16 protein-coding genes are annotated in these 12178 nt (G+C 35.7%); all 16 read right to left on the bottom strand.

Translation table 11 applies throughout. The annotated features are described in order from the left end of the window. Window positions 1–15: 15 nt before the first annotated feature. Complete coding sequence (xseB, locus tag NSQ59_RS10605) at window positions 16–240, bottom strand: exodeoxyribonuclease VII small subunit (RefSeq protein WP_055739322.1); 225 nt, start codon at window positions 238–240, stop codon at window positions 16–18. After that, the gene (gene xseA / locus NSQ59_RS10600; protein ID WP_055739321.1) at window positions 233–1588 is read right to left on the bottom strand and encodes an exodeoxyribonuclease VII large subunit; all 1356 of its coding nucleotides are present in this window, start codon (window positions 1586–1588) and stop codon (window positions 233–235) included. The genes xseB and xseA overlap by 8 nt, the downstream gene beginning before the upstream one ends. A 163-nt stretch (window positions 1589–1751) precedes the next feature. Further along, window positions 1752–2618 (bottom strand): bifunctional methylenetetrahydrofolate dehydrogenase/methenyltetrahydrofolate cyclohydrolase FolD, encoded by an 867-nt coding sequence (folD, locus tag NSQ59_RS10595; protein ID WP_055739320.1) that lies wholly within the window; start codon window positions 2616–2618, stop codon window positions 1752–1754. 257 nt (window positions 2619–2875) lie between these two features. Then, window positions 2876–3268 carry a transcription antitermination factor NusB gene (gene nusB / locus NSQ59_RS10590; protein WP_055741189.1) on the bottom strand — a complete coding sequence of 131 codons (393 nt, stop codon included), beginning with the start codon at window positions 3266–3268 and terminating at the stop codon, window positions 2876–2878. A 432-nt stretch (window positions 3269–3700) separates the two neighbouring features. Further along, the gene (locus tag NSQ59_RS10585; RefSeq protein WP_055739319.1) at window positions 3701–4111 is read right to left on the bottom strand and encodes an Asp23/Gls24 family envelope stress response protein; all 411 of its coding nucleotides are present in this window, start codon (window positions 4109–4111) and stop codon (window positions 3701–3703) included. 22 nt (window positions 4112–4133) lie between these two features. Further along, window positions 4134–5483, bottom strand: coding sequence for an acetyl-CoA carboxylase biotin carboxylase subunit (gene accC, locus NSQ59_RS10580; protein WP_055739318.1), 1350 nt, complete (start codon window positions 5481–5483; stop codon window positions 4134–4136). A gap of 13 nt (window positions 5484–5496) precedes the next feature. Beyond that, entirely contained in the window at window positions 5497–6003 is a 507-nt protein-coding gene (gene accB / locus NSQ59_RS10575; RefSeq protein ID WP_055739317.1) for an acetyl-CoA carboxylase biotin carboxyl carrier protein, read from the bottom strand. A 232-nt stretch (window positions 6004–6235) separates the two neighbouring features. Then, a complete protein-coding gene (locus tag NSQ59_RS10570; RefSeq protein ID WP_055739316.1) occupies window positions 6236–6784 on the bottom strand; it encodes a SpoIIIAH-like family protein in 549 nt (182 codons plus the stop codon). A 12-nt stretch (window positions 6785–6796) separates the two neighbouring features. Continuing rightward, complete coding sequence (gene spoIIIAG, locus NSQ59_RS10565) at window positions 6797–7456, bottom strand: stage III sporulation protein AG (RefSeq protein ID WP_055739315.1); 660 nt, start codon at window positions 7454–7456, stop codon at window positions 6797–6799. A gap of 4 nt (window positions 7457–7460) precedes the next feature. Further along, complete coding sequence (gene spoIIIAF, locus NSQ59_RS10560) at window positions 7461–8072, bottom strand: stage III sporulation protein AF (protein ID WP_055739314.1); 612 nt, start codon at window positions 8070–8072, stop codon at window positions 7461–7463. A 35-nt stretch (window positions 8073–8107) separates the two neighbouring features. Continuing rightward, on the bottom strand, window positions 8108–9295 hold the full coding sequence (gene spoIIIAE, locus NSQ59_RS10555) for a stage III sporulation protein AE (RefSeq protein WP_235950591.1): 1188 nt from the start codon (window positions 9293–9295) through the stop codon (window positions 8108–8110). 30 nt (window positions 9296–9325) lie between these two features. Then, window positions 9326–9709 (bottom strand): stage III sporulation protein AD, encoded by a 384-nt coding sequence (gene spoIIIAD, locus NSQ59_RS10550; RefSeq protein WP_055739313.1) that lies wholly within the window; start codon window positions 9707–9709, stop codon window positions 9326–9328. Window positions 9710–9764: 55 nt separating this feature from the next. Then, window positions 9765–9968 (bottom strand): stage III sporulation protein AC, encoded by a 204-nt coding sequence (gene spoIIIAC, locus NSQ59_RS10545; RefSeq protein WP_055739312.1) that lies wholly within the window; start codon window positions 9966–9968, stop codon window positions 9765–9767. Between the two features lie 19 nt (window positions 9969–9987). Beyond that, entirely contained in the window at window positions 9988–10503 is a 516-nt protein-coding gene (spoIIIAB, locus tag NSQ59_RS10540) for a stage III sporulation protein SpoIIIAB (protein WP_055739311.1), read from the bottom strand. Then, window positions 10500–11426 carry a stage III sporulation protein AA gene (spoIIIAA, locus tag NSQ59_RS10535; RefSeq protein WP_055739310.1) on the bottom strand — a complete coding sequence of 309 codons (927 nt, stop codon included), beginning with the start codon at window positions 11424–11426 and terminating at the stop codon, window positions 10500–10502. The genes spoIIIAB and spoIIIAA overlap by 4 nt, the downstream gene beginning before the upstream one ends. Before the next feature lie 136 nt (window positions 11427–11562). Then, window positions 11563–12120 (bottom strand): elongation factor P, encoded by a 558-nt coding sequence (gene efp, locus NSQ59_RS10530; RefSeq protein WP_055739309.1) that lies wholly within the window; start codon window positions 12118–12120, stop codon window positions 11563–11565. Window positions 12121–12178 lie beyond the last annotated feature (58 nt).

Genomic DNA, 12178 nt, shown 5'->3' with positions numbered 1-12178 from the left:
TCAGTTGCACTCAATTTACTCGTCCTCCTTGATGATAAACTCCTCTTCCCCATCATCTGTAATTACCTTTGCTAATTGCTCTTCAACATTTTTCAATTTATCGTGGCAAAGCTTGGACAGTTCCATCCCTTGCTTGTAAATATTTAATGCTTCTTCTAAAGGTACATCCCCTTCTTCTAATCGTTGTACAATGACTTCTAATTTTTCCATAGCTTCTTCAAATGTAATATTTTCACTCATCGTTTAAACTCCCTTCTATCTCCTTAACGGTACAATTTAACGTACCATCTGAAACTCTCACTAAAATGGAATCGCCTCTGTTCGCTTGAGAAATACTTTTAAGTAAAGTCTTATTCTCTGTATAGGTTACACTATACCCTCTATCCATTATTTTCAGAGGACTTAACGCTTGTAAAGTGCTTACCATTTGGGAAAAATCCTTCTGTTTATATTGTAAAATGAGATTTAAGTTTTTTTGAAGACCCTTTGTTAATCGTGTGCAGGAGTCCTTTTCCCGTTTTAATTGTTCAGAAGGCCGATTTCGATAAAGCCGTTGTTTCAAAAACTGCAGCTCCGATTTTGCCCGCTCATATAATAAATGATTTTCTCGCGTTAATTTTTCCGTTAAACGATCAATATGTTCCATTTTTTGTTGATATAGTAACTGAGGGTTTTTAAAAATATAAGAACGTTTAATAAAGTCAAGACGTTTCTTTTCATGACGATAAATATCTGATATTCCTCTTATCAAACGGGATTTTTTATTCAATAATCGTTCCATTAATTCTTCAATATGCGGAACAGCAAGTTCAGCAGCACCAGTTGGCGTCGGTGCCCTTAGATCAGCAACAAAATCAGCAATCGTAAAATCTGTCTCGTGTCCAACCGCTGAGATGACCGGAATATTCGATGAAAAAATAGCTCTGGCAACAATTTCTTCATTGAAAGCCCATAATTCTTCTATTGATCCGCCACCGCGTCCGATAATTAGCACATCTGCCTGCTTTAATTCGTTTGCTTTTTGAATTGCTTGAACAATCGATTTAGCGGCATTTTCCCCTTGAACAAGTGCAGGATGTAAATTAATGGCTCCAATCGGATACCTTCTTCTAATGGTCGTAATTATATCCCTGACAGCAGCTCCAGTCGGTGAAGTAATAACCCCGATTACTTTCGGGTATGGAGGAATTTTACGTTTTCTTTCCAAAGAAAAAAGTCCCTCATTTTCTAGTTTTTCCTTGAGCTGCTCATAAGCTAAAAAAAGCCCGCCAATTCCATCAGGCTGCATTTCTTTCACATAAATTTGATACTGACCACTTGCTTCATAAACGGAAATCGAGCCCCTGATTAATACATTCATCCCATTTTCCGGTTCAAATTTTAATTCTTTAGCTGCTGAAGAAAACATAACAGATAGAATACGTGCTTTTGCATCTTTCAATGTAAAATAGATGTGTCCGCTTGAATGCCGTTTAAGATTTGAAATTTCTCCCTTAACATAGATATCTGTTAAATAAGGGTCAGCATCAAATTTTCTTTTTATATACTTTGTTAATGCTTGAACGCTTAAATAATTTGGATTTGACATTATAACACCTTCAATTATGTAAAGCGCAGAGCTGCTTGCGCTAGACAAAGATTAACTCGTTAAATAATTTAAATTAAAAATAACAAACTTTCTTATTATTTGAAGAAAAGCTGCTTCCTGCATTTTTTTGGAAGACAGCTTTTTCTTATTATTATACACTTTTTTACCTTTGTTGGCGATGATGAAAATCGTTCTGTGCGGATTTCAATGTGTTAGAAAGCAGCATGGTTATAGTCATCGGTCCGACTCCACCTGGAACAGGTGTTATGTAAGAAGCTTTCGTTTTAACATGCTCAAAATCCACATCCCCGCATAACTTTCCATATTCATCCCTGTTCATCCCTACATCAATGACAACAGCGTCTTCTTTTACCATGTCTTCTGTCACAAATTTCGCTTTTCCAATAGCTGCAACAAGAATATCTGCCTGCTTGGTGTAGTAGGATAAGTTATTTGTTCTTGAATGACAATAGGTAACAGTTGCATTTTCATTCAAAAATAATTGACCTGCTGGTTTGCCAACGATATTACTTCTACCTATAACGACAACATGTTTTCCTTCAATAGAAATTCCTTCGTGTTTGATCATTTCCATAATGCCAAATGGTGTACATGGCAAGAATGTATCTTGCCCTGTCATCATTTTCCCAATATTAATTGGATGAAATCCATCGACATCTTTTTTCGGAATAATCGTTTCAATAACCCTCTTCTCATTAATCTGGGGCGGTAAGGGTAACTGCACTAAGATACCATGAATAGAACTGTCTGTATTTAGTTCTTTAATTTTTTCAAGTAATTCATTCTCTGTGACTTCTTCGCTTAGTTCTATTAACACCGATTTCATCCCTAATGCATGACAGCTTTTTTGCTTATTCGTTACGTACGTCCTGGAAGCAGGATTATTTCCGACTAAAATGACTGCAAGACCGGGAATAATTCCTCTTTTCGTTAATACTTCCACTTCACTCTTTATTTCCTGACGAATATCTTCAGCAATTTTTTTACCATCAATGATTTTCGCTGACAATCGATCCATCCCCTTATTTGAAATAATAATTCATTTTATGTTTTTTACCATATAAATTATTTCATGAGATTCTTTGTCTAGCGCAAGCAGCTAGGGACTTGTACGTCCTCTCCCTAGGATAAGCCAGCATCGAATCGTCCACGATCGTGTTTCCTACATCTTGCATCGAAGACGAAAATTTCCGTACGCCAGTGCTGCAGCGTTTGCATTTTTCTTCTGATGTCTTTCTTTAAGCGACTAAACAGAGAAGTAAAATACTACTTATTAATATTTTCTTTAATTTTTGATAGGACACCGTTAATAAATTTACTGGACCTTTCATCCCCAAATCGTTTAGAAATTTCCAAAGCTTCATTAATTACCACATTTGACGGGACATCTTCAACATAATTCAATTCATACACCGCTAACCGTAAAATATTTAATTCTACTTTTGCAAGACGATTAACAGACCAGTTTTCAAGATGATTGGAAATGATTTCATCAATTTCCTTTATTTTTTTTGAAGTTCCATGTACCAGCTCGGAAAGATAAGGATCTACAGGTGCACCCTGAAGGATATTTTCCATGGCTTCTTCTGGATTCGCTTCATTCATATCTATTTGAAACAATGCCTGAAGAGCTTTTTCACGAGCCGTTCTTCTTTTCATCATTATGTATTTCTCCTTTTAATTGAAATAATGTGAGGTATATCTTTTTATGCTTTAAATTTATTGTATTACATTCAAAGTGTTACCATAAAAGATAATATCATAAAAGGCTCTTTTCTTATACTGTTGCTTTTGTATTCGAAAAATTCTAGGTAACATCTTATTTAGTTAAACATGAAGAAACATGGTAAGAAAAGATACCCCAAAACAAGGACTAATTAGGATTTATAACAAATGAGGAAAAACCAAAATTAATACGAAAACTGCCTCATAAAAAGGAGAAACTCCGAATGGTTTATAAAAATCTATAAAGCAAATATAGTTTTCAGAAAAATAAAAGAGTGCCTGACACCATCATCAATAAATAGAATGTTTCATCCTACATATTGAAGTAACCATGGTGACAGACACTTAAATGATAACCTCATTTAATTATGAAAGTTCATCTATTTCACTTTCATGCTTTTGATTTTCAAATTGTATCCCTACAATATGAATATTAACTTCATCGGCAACTAAAGCTGTCATATTAATTAAAGCCTGACGAATATTATCTTGAATTTTCCCAGCAACAGTCGGAATCGATACTCCAAAATTCATAATACAGTACACGTCCACTTTAATACCATCATCAGCTAAATCGACTTTTACACCTTTGCCATGATTTTTCCGGCCTAAACGCTCTGCCACACCAGTTGCAAAATTTCCTCGCATTGAAGCAACACCTTCTACTTCAGATGCTGCAATGCCCGCAATAACCTCTATGACCTCAGGAGCAATTTCCACTTTTCCAAGATCATTATTTACTGTCTCCATCTCTAGCATTGGATTTGTTTCTACCATGATCAAACACCTCCATAGAGCATTATTTCATTACATCATATTTTTCTAAAAACTTCGTATTAAAGTCCCCGGATACGAATACCTCATTTTCCAACAATTTCAAATGAAACGGAATGGTTGTGTGAACGCCTTCAACAGCAAATTCACTCAAAGCACGTTTCATTCGGGCAATCGCTTCTTCTCTAGTAGCTCCATAAGAAATAACCTTTGCAATCATGGAATCGTAATAAGGTGGTATTGTATATCCAGGATATGCTGCGGAATCCACACGAATGCCTAAACCACCAGGCGGTAAGTACATATTAATTTTTCCTGCTGAAGGCATAAAGTTTTTCTCGGGATTTTCCGCATTAATACGGCATTCAATTGCCCATCCATTAAACGTCACATCTTCTTGTTTTAAAGATAGCGGTTTACCAGAGGCAACAAATATCATTTCTTTAATTAAATCCACTCCAGTTACAAGCTCTGTTACCGGATGTTCTACTTGAATACGAGTATTCATTTCCATAAAGTAAAACTTTTGATGATTGTAATCATATATAAATTCTACTGTACCTGCGCCGGAATAATCAACCGCTTTGGCAGCTTTAACAGCAGCTTCACCCATTTTCTCACGAATTTCACTTGTTAATGCAGGAGACGGTGTTTCTTCAAGCAATTTTTGTAATCGTCTTTGAATAGAGCAATCTCTCTCCCCTAAGTGAATAACATTCCCATGTTGGTCTGCCATAATTTGAATCTCAACATGGCGGAAATCCTCGATGTATTTTTCAATATAAACACCTGGATTACCAAATGCTGTTGCCGCTTCTTGCTGAGTAATATTGATTCCTTTAATAAGATCTTCTTCTGTTCTAGCAACACGAATTCCTTTTCCACCACCGCCTGCTGTGGCTTTGATAATAACTGGATATTCTATTTTGTTTGCTAATTCAATTGCTTCTTCAATACTCTCAATAATTCCTTGTGATCCAGGTACGATTGGTACTCCAGCAGCTTTCATTGTTTCTCTGGCAACATCCTTCGTACCCATTTTAGAGATTGCCTCTGGGCTTGGACCAATAAAGATAATGTTGCAAGCTCTGCACAGCTCTGCAAAATCTGCATTTTCAGCTAGGAACCCATAACCTGGATGTATTGCATCACAACCGGTTAATTTTGCTATGCTGATAATATTTGTAAAATTTAAATAACTATCCTTTGAAGCTTTTGGACCAATACAATAAGCTTCATCTGCCATCTGAACATGAAGAGCTTCTTTATCTGCTTCAGAATAAACAGATACTGCCTCTATTCCTAAATCACGGCATGCACGAATTATCCGGACAGCAATCTCTCCTCGATTAGCAATTAAGATTTTCTTTATCACTGATGATCGCTCCTTACTTCGTCTTTACCAAGAATAGTGGTTGTCCATATTCAACAAGTTGTCCATCTTTTACTAGGATTTCCACAATTTCTCCTTCAACCTCTGCTTCAATCTCATTGAAAAGCTTCATCGCTTCCACAATACATACAATAGAGTCGCTTTTTACTTGTGATCCTACTTTTACATAGGCATCTTTATCAGGTGATGGTGATTGATAGAAAGTACCTACCATTGGAGAAACAATTTTATGTAAGTTTGCATCTTGTGCAGGAGCTTGCTCTACCTTTCCATCAACACGATTTGTCATTGCATTTTCAACTGGTGCAGCTGCCTGAACCTGCGGTACACTTTGTACTACTTGTTGCTGAACTGGTTGAGCAACGACTTGCGTTTCAACTACAGCTACATCAGAACGTTTTTTCATTTTTATTGAAGCACCTTCGCCTTCAAATTCAAATTCATCAATGCTTGACTGATCAACAAGTTTAATAATTTCGCGTATTTCTTGAATTTTAAACATATTACACCTCTTCTAAAATTTATGGAACGATACGAATAGTATTTCCATGCTGATTTTAAGGTAGCTGTTACCCAGATTTATATAATAATAAACTTTCTTTAAAAAAAATAGGGTAACAAATATTAGGACTAACTATTAATATCATACGATAACATAGATTAAAAATTCAACCGTCTGGAAAAAGTGTAATATAAATTAATAAAAAAACAAAAAAAGGGAAATTTATTTTCCCTTATTTTTGAAACTCAACAGCTACTTGTGGAGAACTTCCAATTTGCTGTTCAACAAGTTTTATAATATCGTTTGCCGCAGCTGTGCTCTGTTCTTTGGATTTTACTGTAATATTAATATTTGTGCCGTCAGATTCAACCAAAGCATCTTTATAACCATGTGATTTTATTAATGTCTCTAATGCTTGTTCCTGCTGTGCTGTGTCTTTAAGTTTTTGCATTTCATCATATATTTTATTTTTATCATCTGCGGATAAATTTGTAGTGGCCAATTTATTTGTTAATTGTTCTTGTAATTTACTTCTTTCATCATCTCTTGAAATGCGCATTGCTTCAAATGCCTGATCCCCTGCAACTTGTGTTGAAATATTTACTTTTCCATCTTTTTTAGATGTTGTAGAATTGGCTTTATCACTAGTATTTTTTCCGTTTTTATCTACCATCGCCAAATCATTATTTGTTTTTGGATCAGAAGTAACATAGTAGACTGATAGAACTACGACTAGACTAAGCATTGTTAATAACCAAACTGTTTGTTTTTTAAGTAACATTTTAAATCCCCCTTAATTTTTTTTCGGTAAAACCGTTACCTTATAATCTGGAACATCAAATGTTCTAGCTACTGCTTCTTTCACCCATCTTTGAATAGTTATATTTTTTGCCCCTTCTGCTACGACAAGGACACCAGCGATATTTGGTTTCTTTGTTTCTGTAACAATAGGAGTCTCATTTTCTCCATTTCGGATGATTACTAGCTTTTCATCCTGAGAAAGATCTTCTACCTTTCGTTCACCGCCATTTCGGTCTGTTTCCGTTGTTGTTTGATTTTGAGTGGTGGTGTTTTTTTCATACACTTTGCTTTCCGTTGATCCAACATTCACAACTACTTTTACCTTGCCGACACCGTCTATTTGTTCCAAAGCATCTTTTAATTCACTTTCGTACTGTTCCTCGTAGTCTTTCATCGATTTAGCTTGTTTCTTCGATGAACCAGTTCCAAAAGTTGCAACATCTTTTTGATTACTTGGCTGGTTAAAGACAGGTGTGGAATTATCGTTTTGGCTTTTATTCCAGATGTTGCTGATTAGCATGATAGCAATCCCAAAGAGCAGAAGAATTAAGAAATATTGAAGCCTATTATTTTTTTTCCCGCTTCCTTGGTTCTCTTTTGATGAAAAAAGCTTTTCTTTTATCCAGTCGAAGGGCCCTTTATTTTCGCTCATGTAGCTACCTGTTCCCCCTTTCAAAATGTAGCTCTATCGATTGGTTCGTTAAGTTCCACTGTTTAGTTAAGAATGTACTAATACTTTGCGTTTCTGCGGAATTTTGATTATCAACTGGTTTTTGCGTATCAATTTTGATAGGTTCAATGGTTGCTATTGCCGTTTCATCCTTTACATCCTTCAAATAAAGGATAATTTTATCGATATTGTCTACAGATACTTTGCTATAATCTTTCATCGTAATGGAGATATCACCATCTATGCTTTTTCCAAAACGGTCTATCAACTCCTTATTTACATCTTTTTTCATTTGGACAGCCACTTGTTTTAATTTATATGCATCTTGGGAGGCTTGTATTTCTTTTTTTTTCATTTCTATTGAATTTTCTACTTGATTTTTGTTTACAAACGATTTGGCGGATACTTGTGCCATAAGACTATCAAAATCCTGCGAAAAAATTTTCAAAACTGGCGTCAGGATAATAGCGATTAATAATAATCCGGTGACTAGTTTTGTATATTTTTTCATCGAAGAGCTTGGGAGCAGCATGTCCACAATCATGGCTAAAAGGATAAACACAATAATGTTCATGATCCATTCCGTTAAAAAATGCATGGAGTTCCCTCCATTCTGTTAAATTTATTCATGTCTTATCGCATCATCATCGTTATATTTCCAGCCGTTATGATGATGGTAAGACTAAGAAAAAACATAATCGCTACAATGGCTAGTGCCGCAAATACATAGATCATATTTTTGCTGATTGTATCTAAGCATGCTATGACAGGACCATTTCCAACTGGCTGAAGGATTGCGGCTGTAAATTTAAACATAAAGGCTAACGTGAGAATTTTTATGGCAGGAAATGCCGCAATAATTAAGACAATTGCTACACCCGCTAGCCCCAATGTATTTTTCAATAGAACAGAGGCACTTATAACTGTATCCGCAGCATCGGTAAACATCCTTCCAATGACAGGGATGAAATTTCCGGTTACAAATTTTGCTGTTCGGATGGAAATACCATCCGTTACCGCCGTTGCAGTTCCTTGCACGGAAATTACCCCTAAAAAAATCGTCATAAATATTCCTAATAAACCGATAGAGCAATTTCTTAATAGTTGTGCTAATTGGGTTGCTTTATATTGTTCTGAAAGCGTGCTGACAATGCTTAACAAGGTTGATAATAAAAGAAGTGGCAGAACAACATATTGGACGAGAATGCCGCTTGTATTCATGAGGAAAATAATCACAGGATGGAAAAATGCAGCAGATGCTATCCCTCCAGAAGTAGAAATTAGAGCTAAAAGTAATGGTATTAGCGCCAGTATAAAATTTATCATCATACTAACCGCATCTTTTGTATAATTAATTGCAACATGAAAGCTATTGAGAGCAATAATTATCAATACCATAAAAACAATCGAATAAGCTACTTTGCTTATAGTCCCTTGTTCAAATGCATTGTGCAAGGATTGAAGAAATAAGCTAAATATGGTTAAAATAATCAAGGACCCCAGCAACTTCCCATTCATCACAATTTCCTGAAACATAAACTTAAGAATTCCATGAAACCATTGATTTAAGGAAAAGCTTTTGTCTCCTTTAATAAAATCAACTAGGCTGCCTTTTTGACTGTCTGGTAGAAAACCTCCGTACTCATCCACAATCTTTTGCCAATATCCTGTTAGATCGTTTATTCCTAAATCATCCATTTGTTTATTCACGAGCTCGTCTTGTAAAGCTTCTCCTTTATTTTCATCAGTAGCTGCCAATACCGTGTTTTGTCCAATAAAAAATAGGAATAATACTATTAATAACTGCATCCATTGCCGCAATTCGTTTCACCTCTTTATTGCTTGTCCGTCTTATCCGCTTGGAATAAGATTGATGACAGTCTCAATAAGTACACTTAATATTGGTATAGACATTGCTAAAATAATTATTTTTCCTGCTAATTCTACTTTCGCTGCCATTGCACCTTGACCAGCATCCTTAGAGATATGGGAGGCAAATTCTGCAATATAAGCTACTCCGATAATTTTTAAAATAGTTTCGACATAGATAGTATTTACATTTGCATTTGAAGCAATTTTTTGTACCATATGAATGATTTCTCTCAATTGGTCTACAAGGAATAGAAATATAGCACAACCTACAAATAATACTAATAGAAAAGCAAAATTAGGCTTTTGTTCCTTAATAATCAAGGCTAAAAAGGTTGTGATGAGAGATATTCCCACTATCTGTATAATTTCAATTCTTAAGCCCTCCCTTTTTCATATAAAATAAAAATCTTACGATGTTCTATTGAAATAGAAATACAGATTTTATCTTTCCGAATAAATCACCAACGATAGAGGCAACCATAAACAAGATATATATAAAGCCGAATAGCGTTACCCATTGGGCATACTCTTTTTTGCCAACTTGATCCAAAATGGTATGCAGAAATGCGACAACAATTCCGACTCCTGCGATTTTAAATATGATATCAACATCAATCCCCACTATTTCTCCTCCCTACTCACTACATCAATAAAATGACAATTAATAGACCTGATAAAAACCCCATACTCTTCACCATTTTTTCATAACGCTGCTGCCTTTCATGCGCATCCGCTTCTTCCCTTTCCAAATGCGTAATGGTAAGATTAATATTTTTTTGCTCAGTAAGGCGATCATGCTTTCCTAAGTTTTCTCCAAATTGAGTTAATATCTCGTACTCATTTTGTTTTAGGGATGTCATCTTCCAAATTTCTTGCAAGCTTGATTCCCATGCATTTTTTACAGTCGTTTCGACGGTAAGAAGTTTGGCAGAGAAGGATGAAAAAAAAATGGAAAGTGGCTTCGGAAATTGAGTTGAAAGCTTTCTTGCTGCTTCATGCAATGGAGTATGGCCGTACATAATTTCTGCTTCAAGTGATTGCAATGCTGATTTAAACCATCGTAATTGTTTAGGTCGCTCTGTTAAATGTTTAGATATTTCAAATCCTGCCCAAGTGGTTGAAAATATAATAAAAATGGCACCAATAATTTTTATCAAGTTGAAACACCTGCTTTAAATGTCAATTCTTTACCGCGGCCATCTCTAATTTTTTTTATCGTTCCAGGTCCGTTCATGCGTGATAACTCTATATACCTCTCAAAAACTTCTAACTGCAAAATTTCTTTTAAAATAGGTCTTTTTTGAATTTCTTCGAGGGAATTTCCGTGAGTGGTCATCACTAAAATGATTCCCGCATTAATAGCTTCCATAATTGCTGTGCTGTCTTCCTCTCGTCCAATTTCATCTACTATTAATACATCAGGGCTCATAGAGCGAATCATCATCATCATACCTTCAGCCTTCGGACAAGCATCCAGTATATCCACTCTAGGACCGAATTGTAATTGGGGAACACCTCGCACACAGCCCGCGATTTCCGATCTCTCATCGACAATTCCTACTTTCATTGGTGGAATGTGCTTGTCCTTTAAGCCAGTTGAAATGAGTCTGGCAATATCCCGTAAATAAGTGGTCTTCCCCGTTTGTGGAGGACCGATTATCATTGTATGATGCCATCTATTTTGATATAGGTACGGAATAAAGTTTTCCGCAACCCCTATCTTTTCCTTTGCAATCCTTATATTGAAGGAGGATAAATTTCTAATTGCTTTTACATAACCATTTTCTAGGATTACTTTACCCGCAAGGCCAACCCTGTGCCCTCCATCAACGGTAATATAGCCTTTTTTTAATTCTTCATCTAAAGTATAGAAGGAATGATTGGCAATTCGATTCATGAATTGCTCAGCATCCTCTTCCTTTACTATATAGGGGAGGAATAATGGTTCATTCCTCGCTATTACCTCTAAAGGTCGACTAATTCGGATGCGAATTTCTTCTAACGAATCTTGGATGGGAGTCGGTAATTCTTGTATTTTTCCGGAAATTGTTTTTGGCAATAAGGCTAATATGTTTTCCATCACTGATTCCTCCTTTTGTACAGCCCTCCCGATACTAAATGTATTCGATTCTATCAAAATTATGACTTGGAAAAATAGGCATAAAAAAAGAAATCGAAATTGCTTTCGATTTCTTCGACTTTCATTTTTCATTTATTTAGGCTCTTGAAACGTAAGAACCATCACTAGTATTGATAATTAGCCTGTCGCCTTCATTTACAAAGAAAGGAACTTGAACAACTAAACCAGTTTCCACTGTAGCTGGCTTAGAACCGCCAGAAGCAGTATCTCCTTTAATACCTGGTTCCGTTTCTGTAACAGTTAACTCAACTGTATTAGGAAGCTCTACTCCTAGTGTTTCTGTTTGGAACATCATAATGTTTACTTCCATATTTTCTTTTAAAAATTTTAATTCATATTCAATAGAAGATGTAGGCAATTCAATTTGTTCATAAGTTTCATTATCCATAAACACATGAGAATCACCGTTTGCATATAAGTATTGCATTCTGCGGTTATCAATTTGAGCCTTTTCTACCTTTTCGCCGGCGCGAAAAGTTTTCTCTTGAATTGCGCCAGTTCTTAGGTTACGTAGTTTTGAACGGACAAAAGCTGCACCTTTTCCTGGTTTTACGTGTTGGAAATCCATTACACGCCAAATTCCTCCGTCCACTTCGATTGTTAGACCTGTACGAAAATCATTTACAGAAATCATGCTTTTCTTTTCCTCCTCGTTTATATGACAATCCTATGGTGCTGAAATTTCACCCGTG

Origin of the sequence: Margalitia sp. FSL K6-0131, assembly GCF_038008735.1 — a bacterium.
Taxonomy (GTDB): domain Bacteria; phylum Bacillota; class Bacilli; order Bacillales; family Bacillaceae_C; genus Margalitia; species Margalitia shackletonii.
The sequence above is the reverse complement of the archived record's forward strand: the minus strand, read 5'-3'. Positions and strand labels throughout refer to the sequence as shown.